Below are 16509 nucleotides of genomic sequence, written 5' to 3'. Positions count from 1 at the left end.
TAATCTCGACGTATGATCACGGTCGTCACGCGCGTCAGCGTCTACGAGGCGAAGGCGCAGCTGTCCGCCCTGCTCACCCGGGTGGAGGCGGGCGAGGAGATCGTCATCTCGCGCCACGGCAAGCCCATCGCCCGGCTGAGCCCGGAACGCGCGGAGAAGCCCCGCCGGCAGCCGGGCAGGCTGAAGGGGCAGGGCATCGTCATCCCCGACGACTTCGACGACTTCACCGAGCAGGACGAGCGCGACTGGTACGGCGAGTGAGGCTGCTGCTCGACACGCACGTCCTGCTCTGGTGGGTCATCGGCGACCCACGGTTGCCGTCGACCGTCGCCGATGTCGTCGCGTCCGAGGACTCCACGGTCCACATCTCCGCCATCAGCGCGGCCGAGGTGGCCATCAAGCGGTCGGTCGGCAAGCTGGGGAGACCGACGGTGGAGGAGGCCGTCGCCGAGCCCGGGCTCGAGGAGCTGCCCTTCCTCACCGCGCACGCCGAGGTGCTCGAGTCCCTCCCTCTCCACCATCGCGACCCGTTCGACCGCATGCTCGTCGCGCAGGCACTCGCCGAGGGGCTGGTCCTGGTGACGCTGGACGAGAAGGTGCGGCAGTACGACGTCCCGGTCTTCCCTCCCCGCGGGGCATGAGCCCGCCCGACGAGCGACTGCCGGACGGGTTCCGGGTCGTGCTCGACCCCCGCACCCGGCGACGGGACGGCGGCGCCGCCCTGCTCGGCGGCTCCCCGCTGCGGCTGCTGCGGTTGGCCCCCCGCGCCCGGGCACTGCTGACCGGCGACGCGCTCACCGTCACCGACGTTACGACGGCAGCGCTGGCCGCGCGCCTGCTGGACACCGGCCTGGCCCACCCCGACCTGCCCCCGGTCGACCCCGCCGACGTCACCGTCGTCGTCCCGGTAAAGGACCGCGCGGGCGAGCTCGACCGGCTGCTGCGGGCCCTGCGCGCCGACCTGCCCGACGTCCCGCTGCTCGTGGTGGACGACGGCTCGGCCGACCCGGCGGCCACCGCCCGTGTCTGCGCCGCCTTCGGCGCCCGGGTCCTCCGGCACGCCACCAGCCGCGGGCCGTCCGCGGCGCGCAACGCCGGCCTGGCCGCCGCGACCACCACAGCCGTCGCGTTCGTGGACTCCGACTGCGTGCCGCGCCCCGGCTGGCTCGGCGTGCTCGCCGCGCACCTGGCCGACCCCCGGCTGGCCGTGGTCGCCCCGCGCATCGTCGCCCTGCCCGCCGCGCGACCCGGCTGGGTGGGGTCCTACGAGGACGCCGTCAGCGCCCTCGACATGGGGCCCCGGCCCGCGCCGGTCGCGCCGCTGACCGGCGTCTCCTACGTGCCCAGCGCCGCCCTGTTGGTGCGTCGGGCCGCGCTGGGCGCCGGGTTCGACGAGGACATGCAGGTCGCCGAGGACGTGGACCTGGTCTGGCGGCTGGCCGCCGCCGGCTGGCGGGTTCGCTACGAGCCGGCCGCCGAGGTCGCCCACGAGCACCCCGCCCGGACGGCGGACTGGCTGCGGCGCCGCGCCTTCTACGGCACCGGCGCGGCACTCCTGGCGCAGCGGCACGGGTCGGCCGTGGCGCCGGTGGTGATGTCGCCGTGGTCGGCGGCCGCCTGGGGGCTCGCGCTGGCCGGTGGTGCCCCGGGTGCTGTGGGGGCCGGGGTCGTGCTCGCCGGCGCGACGGCGCGGCTGGCCCCGCGCCTCGCTCCCCGACCCGGCGACCCGCCGCCGACCGGGCTGGCGGCCACGCTCGTCGTCCGCGGCACGTGGTCGGCCGGGCGCACGCTGGCCCGCTCGGCCACCCGGCACCACTGGCCGCTCGTCGTCCCGCTGCTGGGCGTGCGCCGGGTGCGGCGGGTGGTGGTCGCGGCCGCGGTGGCCGACGCGGTGGGGGCCTGGTGGCCGCACCGCCGCGAGGTGGGGTTGCTGCGCTTCGCCGCCGGACGGCGGTTGGAGGACCTCGCCTACGGCGCCGGCCTCTGGCGCGGCGCCCTGCGCGCCCGCAGCCCGCGTGCCCTGCTGCCAGCCCGGCCCCGCTGAACCCCCGGGCCGGTCCCCGCCGAGTGGCGGCTGAGGGTCCGGACCAGGCGCCAGGCGAACCCTGGGGCGCCACTCGACGCGCGCCGGGCGGGAACAACGGGTCCGACCCCCTGCTTGGGCCAGAGGTGCCGACCTCCCAGCCGACGCTCAGTCCGCTCAAGGTCACCCTGGTGCTCGGTGCCTTCGTGGCGCTGGGTCCGCTGACCATCGACCTGTACCTGCCCGCGCTGCCGACCATCACCAGCGACCTCATGACCACCGACGCCGCGGTGCAGCTCACCCTCACCGGCACCTTCGCCGGTCTGGCGCTCGGCCAGCTCGTGCTCGGCCCGCTGTCGGACGCCCTCGGCCGCCGCAAGCCCCTGCTCGCCGGCACCGCGCTGCACGTGCTCGCGTCCCTGCTGATCCTCGTCGCTCCGACCGTCGAGGTCCTCGGCGTGCTGCGGGTGCTGCAGGGCGTGGGGTCCGCGGCGGGGGCGGTGGTCGCGCTCGCCGTCGTCCGGGACCTGTACTCCGGGCGGGCCGCGGCCAGCCTGCTCTCCCGGCTGTTCCTGGTGATCGGCGTCGCCCCGGTCCTGGCCCCCACCCTGGGCGGTGAGCTGCTGCGCTTCACCTCCTGGCGGGGGTTGTTCGTGGTGCTGGCGGTCATCGGCACCGCCTCGCTGGTCGCGGTCGCCCTGACGCTGCCCGAGACGCTGCCGGCCGAGCACCGGCACCCCCTGCGGCTGCGGCGCACCGTGGTCGACTACGGCCGGCTGTTCCGCGACCGCGCCTACGTCGGCCTGGTGCTGGTCGCCGGCCTCGTCATCGCCGGCCTGTTCAGCTACGTCTCGGGCGCCTCGTTCGTCTACCAGCAGCAGTTCGGCCTCGACGAGCAGCAGTTCGGCCTGCTCTTCGGCGCCGGCGCCTTCTTCCTGATCGGCACCACCCAGCTCAACCCCGTGCTGCTGCGCCGCACCTCCCCGCAGGTGCTGCTCACCACCGCGGTGCTGGCGGGGCTGGGGTCGGCGGTGCTGCTCGTGGTCATGGCCGCCACCGGGTTCGGTGGGCTGTTCGGCGTCGCCGTCCCGCTGTGGCTGGTGCTCGCCAGCGCCGGCCTGGGCATGCCCAACGCCCCCGCGCTGGCGCTGTCCCGGCACGGCGAGGCGGCCGGCACCGCCGCGGCGCTGCTGGGGGCCGTGCAGTTCGGCGTCGGTGCGGCCGTCTCGCCGGTGGTGGGGCTGCTCGGCAACGACGCCCTGGCCCTGGGCTCGGTCATCCTCGCCGCCTCGGCGCTGGCCGTCGTCGTCCTGTTCGTGGTCGTGCAGCCCCGGTCGCTCCCCGACGTCGACGAGGACCCGGCCGGGTCCGGGGTCGCCCGGGAGGACGACGTCCTGGCGTAAACGCGTGCGGCGGGTCACCATGACCGTGACATGGGCCACCGGGCAGAACTGCGGGTGCGCGCGTGACCGCGGTCAACCCGTGGCTCGCGCTGCCCGACGGTGCGCCCACGCCGGTGGTCACCCGGCGGCTGCGCGCCGCGCACGAGGCCCTGGTCACCCGTGGTGGCCGCCCGGCGGCCGGCCACCAGGTGCGCCCGGTGGTCTGGGACTCCTGGCGGCGCAGCCTGGGCAGCGGGGTCGACCCCGACGGCGGGCCCGCGCCGCTGGACCTGCTGGACGACGACCTGGTCGCCTACCGCGACGCGCACCCGCTGGCGGCCGTCATGCCGGTGATCCGCCGGTTGCTGGTGGCCGACGCCGAGGCCGACAAGATGATCGTGGCGGTCACCGACGCCGCCGGGCGGATGCTGTGGGTGGAGGGCGACCGCCAGCTGCGCACCCGGGCCGAGGGCATGCACTTCGTGGCCGGGTCGCGCTGGGGCGAGGACGTCGTCGGCACCAACGCCCCGGGCACCGCGCTGGCCCTGGACACCCCGGTGCAGATCTACGGCAGCGAGCACTACGCCCGCACCGTGCAGCCGTGGAGCTGCTCGGCCGCGCCGGTGCACCACCCCGTCACCGGCGCGCTGCTGGGCGCCATCGACGTGACCGGCGGCGACCACGTGGCCAGCCCGCACGTGCTCACCCTGGTGCGCGCCACCGTCGCGGCCGCCGAGTCCGAGCTGCGGTGGCTGCACCGCGAGCAGTTCGCCGGCGGCCCGGCCCTGCCGCCGCGCCGGCAGCCGGCGGCCCCGCTGCTCGAGGTGCTCGGCCGGGACCGGGCCCGGTTGAGCACCGCCGGCGGCGCCACCGAGCTCTCCCTGCGGCACTCGGAGCTGCTGCTCCTGCTGGCCGAGGCCGCGGTGGCCGGGCAGGGCCGCACCGCCGACGAGCTGGCCGCCGAGGTGCACGTCGGCGACGCCGCCCCCGTCACCGTGCGCGCCGAGCTCTCGCGGCTGCGCAAGCTGCTGGCCGACGCCGGCTGCGACCCCGACCTGCTGGGTTCGCGGCCCTACCGGTTGACCGGGCCGCTGGGCACCGACCTGGACCAGGTGCGCGGTCTGCTGGCCCGGGGAGCCGCGGCCACCGCGCTCGAGCGCTACCGCGGCCCGGTCCTGCCCCGTTCGGAGGCCCCCGGGGTGCGGGCCGCCCGCGCCCGGCTCACCGGGTCGCTGCGCTCGGCGGTGCTGCGCGCCCCCCGCCCGGACCTGCTGCTCCGCTACAGCCAGCTGCCCGAAGCGGCCGACGACGCCGCCGTCTGGCAGGGCCTGCTCGACGTGCTGCCGGTCAGCTCCCCGCGCCGCGCGGCCGCCGCCCACCACCTGCTCCGCCTGCGCCGCTCGCCCCGCACCCGCTGACGCCCCGCACCCGCTGACGCCCCGCACCCGCCCGGGACGCGGGCTGGAATGCTCGTGCCACGTGACCGTCGCCGCTGCCCGCACCACCGCCGTCCCGGGCACGCGGCAGGCCGTCCTGGCCATCGCGGCGCTGTCGCTGGGCGCGGTCGGCATCGGGGTCAGCGAGTTCGTGACCATGGGACTGCTCCCCGAGATCGCCGACGGGGTGCGCGTCGACATCCCCACCGCCGGCCACCTGGTCTCCGCCTACGCGTTCGGGGTCGTGGTGGGCGCGCCGGTCATCGCCGCCACCGCGGCGACCCTCCCGCGCAAGGGCCTGCTGCTCACGCTGCTCGGGGCGTTCCTGGTCGGCACCGTCCTGACCGTCGCCGCCCCGGGCTACGGCACCCTGCTGGCCGCCCGGTTCGTCGCCGGCCTGCCGCACGGCGCCTACTTCGGGGTGGCCTCGCTGGTCGCCGCGTCGCTCGTCGCGCCGCAGCACAAGGGCCGGGCGGTCAGCTCGGTGATGCTCGGACTGTCCGTCGCCACCCTCGCCGGGGTCCCGGCGGCGACCTGGCTGGGTCAGCACCTGGGCTGGCGGACGGCGTTCGTCGCCGTCCTCGGGCTGGCGGGTGCCACCGTGGTCGCGGTCCTCGCCGCCGTCCCCCGGACCCCCGGCAACCCCGCCGCCACCGTGCGGTCGGAGCTGGGCGCACTGCGTCGGCCCCAGGTGTGGCTCACCCTCGGCGTCGCCGTCGTCGGGTTCGGCGGGTTCTTCGCCCTGTACACCTACATCGCCCCGCTGACCACGGACGTCGCCGGTCTGGACGCCGGGTTCGTGCCCCTGGTGCTGCTGGCCTTCGGCGTCGGCGGGGTGCTCGGCACGGTGCTGGGCGGCAAGCTCGCCGACGTCGCGCTGTTCGGCTCGCTGGTCTGGGCGATGGCGGCGACCGGCGTGCTGCTGGGGGCGGTCTACTGGGGCTCGCGGTCACCGGTGTCGCTGGTCGCCCTGGCCTTCTGCATCACCGTCGTCACCTCGGTGCTCGTGGTCACCCTGCAGCTGCGGCTGATGGAGGTCGCCCGCGACGCCGAGCTGCTGGGTGCAGCGCTCAACCACTCGGCGCTCAACGCCGCCAACGGGGTGGGCGCGATCCTCGGCGGCGCCGTGGTGGCCGCCGGCTGGGGGTACCGCTCGACCGCGGTGGTCGGCGTCGTCCTGGCTCTGCTGGGCCTCGGGGTGCTGGCCGTGTCGGCCCAGCTCCGCCGCGCTGAGCTGCGGGCCCGCTGAACCAGCTGCAACCGCGTGCAACGTTGCACCGGACCCGAGGTGCGGGCGGACGGCGCGCTGGGACGCGCAACTGCGGGTGATGCGGCGCTCCGCGGCCGCATGCGCGGGGCGCGAGGCTGCCGCGTCTGCAGGTAAGCGTGGCCTAACAGGTGTGTCCGTCGGCACACTCAGGTCCGGGTGGCGGGAGACCGCCGTCACACGGCCTGCAACAACGCACCCTGCAACGAGGCGGAGGACATGACGCAGATCAACGTGCGGGTCGACGGGGCGTCCTACTCGGACGACGTCGAACCCAGGACACTCCTGGTCCACTACCTGCGGGAACAGCTCGGCAAGGTCGGCACCGTCGTCGGCTGCGACACCAGCAACTGCGGTGCCTGCACCGTCCACCTGGACGGCGAGAGCGTGAAGAGCTGCACCGTGCTGGCCGTGCAGGCCGACGGCAGCGAGGTCACCACCATCGAGGGCATCGCCGAGGGCGGCGAGCTGCACCCGATGCAGCGGGCCTTCCACGAGAAGCACGGGCTGCAGTGCGGCTACTGCACCCCCGGGATGATCATGGCCTCGATCGACCTGCTCAAGAACAACCCGAACCCCAGCGAGTCCGAGATCCGTGAGGGCATCGAGGGCAACCTCTGCCGCTGCACGGGCTACGTGAACATCGTGCGCGCGGTGCAGCAGGCCGCCGGCGAGATGAGCAGCACGGCGGGAGCACAGGCATGACCCTCACCGACGAACCCACCACCGCGCAGGCCCCGGTCAAGGAGGTCGGCAACGCCCGCCTCCGCAAGGAGGACGCCCGGCTGATCACCGGGAAGACCACCTGGACCGACAACATGGTCCTGCCGGGGATGCTGCACATGGCCTTCCTGCGCAGCCCCGTCGCGCACGCCACCATCAGCCACCTCGACGTCAGCGCCGCCAAGGACCGGCCCAACGTCGTCGCGGTCTACACGGGTGCGGACTTCAAGGACGAGCAGGGCACCATCCCCTGCGCCTGGCCGGTCACCCCCGACATGGTCAACCCCGGCCACCCCTCGATCGCCGTCGACACCGTGAACCACGTGGGCGAGGCCGTGGCCATCGTCGTCGCCCGCACCCGCACCGCCGCGGTGGACGCCGTCGAGGCCATCGACGTCGACTACGAGAACCTCCCCGTCGTGCTGGACATGGAGGAGGCGGTCCAGGACGGCGCGGACCTCGTGCACGCCTCCACCAGCTCCAACACCAGCTACCACTTCGTCTTCGACGCCGGCGAGGCCGGCACCGGCAGCGACACCGACGCCGCCTTCCGCGACGCGGAGGTCACCGTCTCCCGCCGGTTCGTGCAGCAGCGCCTCATCCCGGCGTTCATGGAGCCGCGCTCGGCCGTCGTCGGCGTCCAGGGGGACAACTTCACGCTGTGGTCGGCCACCCAGATCCCGCACATCCTGCGGGTCATGGGCGCGCTGACCACCGGCATCCCCGAGCACAAGCTGCGCGTCGTCGCCCCCGACGTCGGCGGTGGCTTCGGCGGCAAGCTGCAGGTCTGCCCCGAGGAGATCCTGGCGCTGCTGGTCGCCCGCCGGCTGGGCAAGCCGGTCAAGTGGACCGAGACCCGCTCGGAGTCCCTGATGACCGCCCACCACGGGCGCGACCAGATCCAGTACATCGACGTCGCGGCGAAGAAGGACGGCACCGTCACCGGCCTGCGCGTGCGGCTGCTGGCCGACATGGGCGCCTACCTGCGGCTGATCACCCCCGGCGTCCCGGCGCTGGGTGCGTTCATGTTCCCGGGCATCTACAAGTTCCCGGCCTACCGCTTCGAGTGCGACGGCGTGTTCACCAACAAGGTGCCCACCGACGCCTACCGCGGCGCCGGCCGGCCCGAGGCCACGTTCGCCATCGAGCGGATCATGGACGAGCTGGCCGTCGAGCTCGGCATGGACCCGATGGAGGTCCGTCGCAAGAACTGGATCGGGGCGGAGGAGTTCCCGTTCACCACGGTGGCGGGCCTCGAGTACGACTCCGGTGACTACGAGCAGGCCACCCAGGCCGCGCTCGAGCTGCTCGGCTACGACGAGCTGCGCGCCGAGCAGCAGCGGCGCCGGGAGTCGAACGACCCGGTGCAGCTGGGCATCGGCATCTCGACGTTCACCGAGATGTGCGGCCTGGCGCCCTCCCGCGTGCTCGGTTCGCTCTCGTTCGGCGCGGGCGGCTGGGAGCAGGCCTCCATCCGGATGCTGCCCACCGGCAAGGTCGAGGTCGTCACCGGCTCCACCCCTCACGGGCAGGGCCACGAGACGGCGTGGAGCCAGATCGTCGCCGACGAGCTGGGTGTGCCCTTCGAGGACGTCGAGGTGCTGCACGGCGACACCGCCATCAGCAGCCGCGGCCTGGACACCTACGGCTCCCGCTCCCTCGTCGTCGGCGGCACCGCCGTCGTCAAGGCCGCCGAGAAGGTCGTGGCCAAGGCCCGGAAGATCGCCGCGCACCTGCTGGAGGCCAGCGAGGACGACCTGGAGTTCTCCGGCGGGAAGTTCTCCGTCAAGGGGACGCCGGGCGCCGGGCTGGGGATCCAGGAGATCGCCCTGGCGATCTTCGCCGCGCACGACTACCCGGAGGGCATCGAGCCCTCCATCGACGCCGAGGCGGCCTTCGACCCGGTCAACTTCTCCTTCCCGCACGGCACCCACCTGTGCGCGATGGAGGTCGACACCGAGACCGGCTTCGTGAAGATCCGCAAGTACGCCTCGGTCGACGACATCGGGAACATCGTCAACCCGGTCATCGTCGAGGGGCAGATGCACGGCGGCCTCGCCCAGGGCATCGCGCAGGCCCTGTACGAGGAGGCCATCTACGACGCCGACGGCAACCTCACCACCGGCACGTTCGTGGACTACCTGCTCCCGTCCGCGGCCGACCTCCCGCACTTCGACACCGGCAACACGGTGCACGCGGCGACGTCGAACCCGCTGGGCGCCAAGGGCGTGGGCGAGGCCGGGTGCATCGCCAGCACCCCGGCCGTGGTCAACGCCGCGCTGGACGCCGTCCGGCACCTGGGCGTGACCGACATCCGGATGCCGCTGACCCCCGAGCGGGTCTGGCGGGCCATCCACGAAGGCGGCGACGGCGGCGACCGCGCCGCCGAGGGCAGCAACGCCTACGGCGGCGCCCGCACCACGGAGTCCGGCATCGAGGAGGCTGCACAGTGATCCGCCGTAGCGACGAAGGAGCGAAGCCATGATCCCCGCGTCGTTCGCGTACGCGCGTCCCACCACGGTCGACGAGGCCCTGCAGGCCATCGCCGACGGCGGGGAGGACGTGAAGATCATGGCCGGTGGGCAGTCGCTCATCCCGGTCATGCGGCTGCGGCTGGCCGCGCCCGAGACCGTCGTCGACCTGACGAAGGTGAGCGAGCTGCGCGGCGTCCGGGAGGACGGCGACTCCCTCGTCATCGGGGCGATGACCACCCACACCGACGTCCTCCGCGACCCGCTGATCGCCCAGTACGGGAAGCTGATCGCCGAGGCGACCGAGACGGTGGCCGACCCCGCCGTCCGGCACCGGGGCACCTTCGGCGGCGCCCTGGCGCACGCCGACCCCGCCGGCGACCTGCCGGCGGTGGCCCTGGCGCTGGACGCCGAGTTCGTCATCGCCGGACCCGGCGGCGCGCGGCGCTCGGTGCCGGCCTCGGCGTTCTTCGTCGACTACCTGACGACGGCGCTGGAGGAGGGCGAGCTGCTCGTCGAGGTGCGGGTGCCCAAGCTGGGCGAGGGCTGGGGGGTGCGGTACGAGAAGTTCAACCGCGTCGCCCAGGCCTGGTCGATCGTGGCCGTGGCAGCCGCCGTCCGCCGCGAGGGCTCGACCATCGCCGAGGCCCGCATCGGGCTGACCAACATGGGCGCCACCCCGCTGCGGGCGACCGCGGTGGAGCAGGCCCTGGTCGGCGCCGACGTCAGCCTGGAGACCGTCACCGCCGCCGCCGCGCAGGCCGCCGAGGGCACCGAGCCCAGCAGCGACCTCAACGCCCAGGCCGACTACCGCCAGCACCTGGCCCGCGTGCTCACCGGGCGAGCGGTGCGCGCGGCCGCCGGGCTGTAGCGTCGGCCACAGGCACCAGGCAGTTCCCCCGGACCCGGCCGGCCCACCCTGCAACGGGTGGGCCGGCCGTCGTCCGCCCCCACCACCGGAGGTCCACCCGTGCAGCTGGAGAACTCGTTCCTCGTCCCCGTCCCCGTCGACGACGCCTGGAAGGTGCTGCTCGACATCGAGCGGATCGCGCCCTGCATGCCCGGGGCCGCGCTCGACAGCGTGGAGGGTGACGACTTCACCGGGCGGGTCAAGGTCAAGCTCGGACCGATCAACCTCACCTACGCCGGCAAGGCCTCCTTCATCGAGAAGGACGAGGACGCCCACAAGGCCGTCATCGACGCCCGCGGCAAGGACCAGCGCGGCAACGGCACCGCCGCCGCCGTGGTCACCGCGCAGCTGAAGGCCGAGGGCGACTCGACCCGCGTCGACGTCCTCACCGACCTCAACATCACCGGTCGCCCGGCCCAGTTCGGCCGCGGCGTCATGACCGACGTGGGCAACAAGCTGCTCGGCCAGTTCGCCGACAAGCTGGCCGCCCAGCTCGGCGAGACCGACGCCCCGGCCCAGGAGCCCACCGTCGAGAGCACGGCGAAGGAGCAGGCAGCCGACGCCGCCGCGACCGCCGCCGGTGCCGTGGGTGAGGTCGCCGAGTCCGTCGCGGGCAGCGCCGACGGCGACACCCCGATCGCCGAGGCCGCCCGCAAGGCCGCCTCCACGACGGTGCAGGCCGCCGACGCCGCCGCCGACAAGGCCGCCGCGGCGAAGACCGAGGCGAAGAAGGCGCCCTCGAAGCCGCCGTCGGGCACCACCGCGCCGCCGAACAAGCCCGGCACCTCCGGTCCGGCCACCGCGCGTCCCCGCCCGGCGCAGGCCGAGCCCGAGCCGATCGACCTGCTCGACGTCGCCGGCACCGCCGCGTTCACCCGGTTCGCCAAGCCCGCCGCGATCGGCGTCGGCGTCCTGGTGGTCATCGCCCTCCTGGTCCGCCGCCGCAAGTAGCCCCGCTCACCCGGCATTGATCAGCTGGGTTCAGCAACGTCCGTCCAGGCTCACCCACGCCGGTGAGCCAGGACGGACCCCCGGGAACCGGGGTGTTCCACCCCCCGGCCCCGGGGGCGCAGGCGAGGGCGGGCAGCCAGGTCTCCACGGCGGTGCGGACGGCGTCCGGGTCGGCCTTGAGCCCGTGGTCACCGCGCACCGCCACCACCGTCGCCGGGTGCTGACCCAGGGCGGAGCGCACCTCGGTGGGCCCGCCGAACGCGTCGCTGTCGCCCTGCACCACCAGCGTGGGGACGCTGACCGCGGCCAGCTCGCCCGCGCGGCTCTTCTGCGGCTTGCCCGGCGGGTGCAGCGGGAACGCCAGGCACAGCACGCCCACCGCGCCGAGCGGACCCGCCGTCCGGCACGCCACCCGCGCGCCGGCGCTGCGCCCGCCGAGCACCACCGGCCCGGTGAGCAGCTCGGGCACACCCGCGTGGATCGCCGTCCAGCCCTCGTCGAGCTTGGCCGGGGCCGCGGCGATGCGCTTGCCGGCCACCCGCCACGGCTGCTCGACCCGCAGCACCCGCCAGCCCTGACCGGTGGCCGCCGCGGTGGCGGCCAGCAGGTCGGGCGCCTCGATGCCGCCGCCGGCGCCGTGGCCGAGCAGCAGCGTGCCCAGCGGCGAGGCGAGCGGGTCGTCGACGGTGACCCGGGCCGGGCCGAGCGGGGTGTCGACGTCCCGGCTCCTCACGCCTGCGCGGAGGCCCGCTGCAGCGGGGGCAGGGCGAAGCCGTCGGCGACGTGCGCGGCGAGCTCGAGGTAGGCCTTGCGGGCCGGCGCGCCCACCCGGTCGAGGTCGATGAGGCCACCGGTGACGAGGTGGGCGTCGTAGGGGATCTCGACCACGGCGCGGCAGCGGGCGGCGAAGTGGTCGCGGACCATGCCCATGTCGACGTCGCCGGTGTTGGGCCGCACGCTCGAGATCACCGCGACCGACCGGGCCACCAGCTCTTCATGACCGTGCGCGATCAGCCAGTCGAGGGTCTTGCTGGCCCGGCTCGCGCCGTCGACCGAGGGGGCCCCGACCACGACCAGCGAGTCGGCGATGGCCAAGGTGCCCGACATCGCCGAGTGCAGCAGGCCGGTGCCCGAGTCGGTGAGGATGAGGTTGAAGTACCGCGCCAGGATGTCGGCGACGGTCGTGTACTCCTCCTCGCTGAACGCCTCCGACAGGGCCGGGTCCTGGTCGCTGGCCAGCACCTGCAGGCGGCCGGCCAGCGAGGTGAACGCCGACACGTCGGTGAACGACCGCACGCGGTCCTTGGCGGCCAGCAGGTCGCGCACGGTGACGTCGGTGACGTTGGTCAGCCGCTCAGCCAGGGTGCCGGCATCGGGGTTGGCGTCGACAGCGACGACCCGGTCACCCCGGTGGTGGGCCAGCGTGAGGCCCAGGCAGCAGGTGGTCGTGGTCTTGCCGATGCCGCCCTTGAGCGAGACGACCGCGATGCGGTTGCTGCCGCGCACCGGGGTGGTGACGCGCTGCACGAGGGCGCGGTGCTCCAGCTCGGCCTGCGAGAGCCCGGGGTTGACCGTGCCGCCGCTGGCCTTGTGCAGGAAGCGCCGCCATCCCCGGGTGGGTGCCTCGGCGGTCTGCCGCAGCAGGGACTGCGACGTGAGCGACGGCGGCGGTTGCTGGGCCGTGGGCTGCTGGTGCGTGGGCTGCTGGGACGCGTGCTGCGGCCCGGGCGTCCACGAGGAGCTGCCCTGCGAGCCCCACCCGCCCGACGGCGACTGCCCCCACTGCTGCCCCGGGGCCTCGGGCGCGGACTGCTGCGGCGCGGACTGCGGCGGGGTGGACTGCTGCGGCGCGGAGGGTCCGCCCTGCTCGGCACCGGGGTGGCCGTGCCGCCCGGGCTCCGACTGCTGCTCCCAGGGTCGGGCCCCCGGCGGCGGCTCCCAGGCGCGCTGCGGCTCGGCCTGCGGCCACGCCTGCTGCGCCTGCTGGTCCCAGGTGGACGGCGTGGCGGGGGTGGAGCGCGCGGGGTCGGGGGCGGCGTCCCAGGGCGCGGGCTGGCCCACCGGCTGGTCAGCGGGGCGCCCCGACGGTGCGGGGGCGTCCTCGGACCGCTGCGCGTCGGCGTCCTGCTGCCAGGACGGCGGCTGCTGCCAGGCGGCGATCTGGTCGCGCGACTGCTGCTCCCACGACCGGTCGTCGGTGGTGCTGGGCTGCTGCGCGGTGCCCTCCCACGACGTCGCGCCGGCCGACCAGGGCGGGGTCCCGCCGCCGGCGGGGGTGCCCACGGGCTGGTCGAGGCGGATCTCCTGGGTACCGGAGTCGGGGCGCTGCGGGGTCGCGGCGTCCGACGAGGTCGACCAGCTGTCGAGCGAAGCCTGCCAGCGGTCGCCGTCCGTACGCCGACGTGCCTCCTCCGACGGGGTCTCCACCGGCGAGGACCCGTCCGAGGACTCGCCCGAGGACTGCTCCGACGACACCGCGGACGACTCCCCGGACGATCCCGCCCCGGTGGTCGGGTCGTCGGCGGTCGGTTCGGCTGGGCGGTCGGACACGGGTGGGCCCCCATCGGGAGTCTGGACGAGCGGGATGGGTCGCGATCAAGGTAGTTCAGGGTTGCGGGTCCGGCGCGTCCGATCACCCGTGCGGGGGCAGCTCCAGCAGGCCGCGGACGACCTCGACGAGGCCGGCGCCGCGCACGTGCGGAGTGTCGAGGACGGGGGAGTACCGGTGCTCGGCGCGCGCTGCCCACCCGCCGGTGAGCCCGGCCCGCTGCGCGCCGTGCACGTCCCAGCCGTGCACCGCGACGAGGGCGAGGTCGGCCGGGACGACGTCGCACACCCCGGCGGCCCACAGGTACACCTCGCGGGCTGGCTTCCACGCCCGGATCGACTCCGCGGACAGCGCGCGCTCGACCAGGTGGTCGACCCCGCCGCGGGCGAGGCCGGCCTCGGCGACCCCGGCCGAGCCGTGCGTGAGCGTGACCGCCCGCACGCCGGACTCGGCCAGCAGCTCGAGGGCCGGCGCGACGTCGGGGTGCGGCGACAGCTGCCCGAAGACGTCGGCGACCTCGGACCGGGCGGCGTCGTCGAGGTCGGTGAGCTGGGCCAGGGCGCCGTCGAAGGCGTCGCGGAAGGAGCACCAGGTGCCGGTCAGCATGGCCGCCGAGCCGGTGCCCAGGGTGCGGCCGAAGACGGTGCCGAACAGGTGCGCCGGGACGCCGCGGTCGGCCAGCGTCGTGGCGACGGGGCCCACGTCGAGCAGCGTCTCGTTCACGTCGAAGGCGACGACCACCGGTCGGGTGCGGGTCACCGGTCGTCCCCCTCCCGGGGCTCGACGTCCAGGACCCGGTCGGCCGCGCTGCGGTCGGGCTCGGTGCCGCCCCGGGTGGTCCGCTCCTTGACCGCCCGGCGCACGAACCAGACGACCACCGCGACGACGGCCGCGTAGATGACGTAGTCGAGGTACCCCAGGTACTGGTTGACCACGTCGCCCAGGGCCACGCCGAGCCCGATCAGCAGCGAGTTCCAGATCAGCGACCCGGCGATCGTGTAGGCCAGGAACTGCGCCCAGGGCATCCGCACCACCCCGGCGGGCACCGAGACGAAGCTGCGCACGATCGGCACCATCCGGCCGAAGAACACCGCCGGGCGCCCGTGCCGCTCGAACCAGGCGAACGTGCGGTCGACGTCCTCGGTCTTGACCAGCGGCAGCCGGTCGAGGAAGGCGTGCGAGCGCCGCGGGCCCAACGAGCGGCCCACCTGGTAGAGCACGGCCGCACCCAGCACCGACCCCAGGGTCGCGAACAGGATGACCGGGACCAGCGCCATGCGGCCGTCGTTGATGAGCACGCCGGCCGCGCTGAGCACGACCTCGCTGGGGATCGGCGGGACGACGGTCTCGATGAAGACGGTCAGGCCCACCCCGACCGGGCCCAGCGCGTCGATGAGGTCGAGCAGGAAGCCGGTGATGCCGCCCTGGCCGGACGACGTCGCGGCGAGGACGGACACGGGCCCACGGTATCGGCGGCTAGCGTCCGGGGCATGACGCAGCGTTTCACCGCCCGGGCCGTGGTCGTGGGCGACCGCGCCGGCACCGTCGTCCCCGATGCCGTGCTCGACGTCGAGGACGGCCTGATCACGTGGGTGGGCCCGGCCGCCGAGGCGCCGTCGTCGGAGGCCGAGGTCGTGGCGCTGCCCGGCGTCCTGGTGCCCGGCATGGTCAACACGCACTCGCACGCCCCGATGGTGCTGTTCCGCGGGCAGGGCGAGGGGCTGCCGCTGGACCGCTGGCTGCGCGAGGTGATGTGGCCGCGGGAGGCGAAGCTGACCCCCGAGGACGTCGAGGTCGCGATGACCGCGGCGTCGGCGGAGATGCTGCGGCACGGGGTGACCACCAGCGTCGAGATGTACTTCCAGCCCGAGCGCATCGCCGCGGCCGTCCGGACGACGGGGGCGCGCAGCATCGTCGCCAACCCCCTGATCGGCCTGCCCGGGTTCGGCTCCTTCGACGACCAGCTGGCCACGGCCGTGGACCTGGCGGCCTCCTCGGACCCGCAGGTCGAGTACGGCATCGGCCCGCACTCGGCCTACACCGTGCCGCTGCCGGTGCTGCGCGACGCCGGGGCTGCCGCCCGCGAGCACGGGCTGCTGCTGACCATCCACGTCGCCGAGACCGCGACCGAGGGGGACGAGCTGCTCGCCGAGCACGGGGTCTCGGTGCCGCAGCTGCTCAGCAGCCACGACGTCCTGGGTGGCCGGGTGCTGGGCAACCACTGCGTGCACATGGACGACGCCGACCTCGAGATCTGGCGCGAGCACGACGTCGCCGTGGCGCACTGCCCCGGCTCGAACACCAAGCTGGCCAGCGGCACCGCGCGGCTGCGCGACATGCTCGACCTCGGCATCCGGGTGGGCATGGGCACCGACGGCCCGGCCTCCAACGACAACCTCGACCTCTTCGAGGACCTCCGGCTGGCCGCCCAGCTGGCCCGGCTGCGCGAGCGCGACGCCCTGGCCCTCACCGCCCCCGAGGCGTTCTGGCTGGCCACGGGCGCGGCGGCCGCGGCCGTCGACCGACCCGACCTCGGTCAGCTCGAGGTCGGACGGCGGGCCGACCTGGTGCACGTCGACACCGACGACATCGCCTTCACCCCGGTCGGCGACCTCACCGACCTGGTCACCCACCTGGTCTGGTCGGTGGGCTCGCGGCACGTGCGCGACACCTGGGTGGCCGGCCGCCAGGTCGTGCGCGACGGCGTCTCGACGACCGTCGACGAGGCGGAGCTGCGCGCCCAGGTGCAGGAGCGCGGCCTCCGCCTCGCCCGCGAGGCGGGCTGACCGCCGGCTCGA

General features: G+C 75.0%; 15 protein-coding genes. 11 read left to right on the top strand and 4 right to left on the bottom strand.

Annotated features, from left to right (window positions below; genetic code table 11):
* Positions 1–12 precede the first annotated feature (12 nt).
* From TEK04_RS18405 to TEK04_RS18360, 10 genes are all read left to right on the top strand, one after another.
* A complete protein-coding gene (locus tag TEK04_RS18405) occupies positions 13–261 on the top strand; it encodes a type II toxin-antitoxin system Phd/YefM family antitoxin (protein WP_336405813.1) in 249 nt (82 codons plus the stop codon).
* Positions 258–641 (top strand): type II toxin-antitoxin system VapC family toxin, encoded by a 384-nt coding sequence (locus TEK04_RS18400; protein ID WP_336405812.1) that lies wholly within the window; start codon positions 258–260, stop codon positions 639–641. The genes TEK04_RS18405 and TEK04_RS18400 overlap by 4 nt, the downstream gene beginning before the upstream one ends.
* Positions 638–2044, top strand: a complete 1407-nt coding sequence (gene mftF, locus TEK04_RS18395) for a mycofactocin biosynthesis glycosyltransferase MftF (RefSeq protein ID WP_336405811.1) — start codon at positions 638–640, stop codon at positions 2042–2044. Before TEK04_RS18400 ends, mftF begins: the two co-directional genes overlap by 4 nt.
* Positions 2045–2169: 125 nt before the next feature.
* The gene (locus TEK04_RS18390; protein WP_336405810.1) at positions 2170–3426 is read left to right on the top strand and encodes a multidrug effflux MFS transporter; all 1257 of its coding nucleotides are present in this window, start codon (positions 2170–2172) and stop codon (positions 3424–3426) included.
* 62 nt (positions 3427–3488) lie between these two features.
* Positions 3489–4823, top strand: coding sequence for a phytochrome sensor protein (locus TEK04_RS18385; RefSeq protein WP_336405809.1), 1335 nt, complete (start codon positions 3489–3491; stop codon positions 4821–4823).
* Positions 4824–4884: 61 nt separating this feature from the next.
* Positions 4885–6090: an MFS transporter gene (locus TEK04_RS18380; protein WP_336405808.1), complete on the top strand. Its 1206-nt coding sequence runs from the start codon at positions 4885–4887 to the stop codon at positions 6088–6090.
* 237 nt (positions 6091–6327) lie between these two features.
* Entirely contained in the window at positions 6328–6813 is a 486-nt protein-coding gene (locus tag TEK04_RS18375; protein ID WP_336405807.1) for a (2Fe-2S)-binding protein, read from the top strand.
* Entirely contained in the window at positions 6810–9284 is a 2475-nt protein-coding gene (locus TEK04_RS18370; RefSeq protein ID WP_336405806.1) for a xanthine dehydrogenase family protein molybdopterin-binding subunit, read from the top strand. Before TEK04_RS18375 ends, TEK04_RS18370 begins: the two co-directional genes overlap by 4 nt.
* A gap of 28 nt (positions 9285–9312) precedes the next feature.
* A complete protein-coding gene (locus TEK04_RS18365) occupies positions 9313–10173 on the top strand; it encodes an FAD binding domain-containing protein (protein WP_336405805.1) in 861 nt (286 codons plus the stop codon).
* Between the two features lie 99 nt (positions 10174–10272).
* The gene (locus TEK04_RS18360; protein WP_336405804.1) at positions 10273–11163 is read left to right on the top strand and encodes an SRPBCC family protein; all 891 of its coding nucleotides are present in this window, start codon (positions 10273–10275) and stop codon (positions 11161–11163) included.
* Here the strand turns inward: TEK04_RS18360 and TEK04_RS18355 are convergent.
* The 4 genes from TEK04_RS18355 to TEK04_RS18340 all read right to left on the bottom strand — a co-directional run bounded on the left by TEK04_RS18355 (position 11132) and on the right by TEK04_RS18340 (position 15168).
* Positions 11132–11896: an alpha/beta hydrolase family protein gene (locus tag TEK04_RS18355; RefSeq protein ID WP_336405803.1), complete on the bottom strand. Its 765-nt coding sequence runs from the start codon at positions 11894–11896 to the stop codon at positions 11132–11134. The genes TEK04_RS18360 and TEK04_RS18355 overlap by 32 nt on opposite strands.
* Entirely contained in the window at positions 11893–13638 is a 1746-nt protein-coding gene (locus TEK04_RS18350) for a nucleotide-binding protein (protein WP_336405802.1), read from the bottom strand. Before TEK04_RS18350 ends, TEK04_RS18355 begins: the two co-directional genes overlap by 4 nt.
* Positions 13639–13795: 157 nt before the next feature.
* Positions 13796–14470 (bottom strand): HAD family hydrolase, encoded by a 675-nt coding sequence (locus TEK04_RS18345; protein ID WP_336405801.1) that lies wholly within the window; start codon positions 14468–14470, stop codon positions 13796–13798.
* Entirely contained in the window at positions 14467–15168 is a 702-nt protein-coding gene (locus TEK04_RS18340) for a DedA family protein (RefSeq protein WP_336405800.1), read from the bottom strand. The genes TEK04_RS18345 and TEK04_RS18340 overlap by 4 nt, the downstream gene beginning before the upstream one ends.
* 33 nt (positions 15169–15201) lie before the next feature.
* Between TEK04_RS18340 and TEK04_RS18335 the strand changes: the two genes are divergently transcribed.
* Positions 15202–16497, top strand: coding sequence for an amidohydrolase family protein (locus tag TEK04_RS18335; protein WP_336405799.1), 1296 nt, complete (start codon positions 15202–15204; stop codon positions 16495–16497).
* Positions 16498–16509: the final 12 nt, after the last annotated feature.

Source organism: Klenkia sesuvii (assembly GCF_037083825.1).
Lineage (GTDB): Bacteria > Actinomycetota > Actinomycetes > Mycobacteriales > Geodermatophilaceae > Klenkia > Klenkia sesuvii.
Note: the sequence above shows the minus strand (reverse complement) of the source record. Positions and strands in the feature narration are given on the sequence as shown.

Excerpts from the sequence above, each read along its gene's own strand:
- TEK04_RS18405 (WP_336405813.1), top strand. The coding sequence starts at position 13 with ATGATCACGGTCGTCACGCGCGTCAGCGTCTACGAGGCGAAGGCGCAG.
- mftF (WP_336405811.1), top strand. The coding sequence starts at position 638 with ATGAGCCCGCCCGACGAGCGACTGCCGGACGGGTTCCGGGTCGTGCTC.
- TEK04_RS18335 (WP_336405799.1), top strand. The coding sequence starts at position 15,202 with ATGACGCAGCGTTTCACCGCCCGGGCCGTGGTCGTGGGCGACCGCGCC.
- TEK04_RS18370 (WP_336405806.1), top strand. The coding sequence starts at position 6,810 with ATGACCCTCACCGACGAACCCACCACCGCGCAGGCCCCGGTCAAGGAG.
- TEK04_RS18375 (WP_336405807.1), top strand. The coding sequence starts at position 6,328 with ATGACGCAGATCAACGTGCGGGTCGACGGGGCGTCCTACTCGGACGAC.
- TEK04_RS18365 (WP_336405805.1), top strand. The coding sequence starts at position 9,313 with ATGATCCCCGCGTCGTTCGCGTACGCGCGTCCCACCACGGTCGACGAG.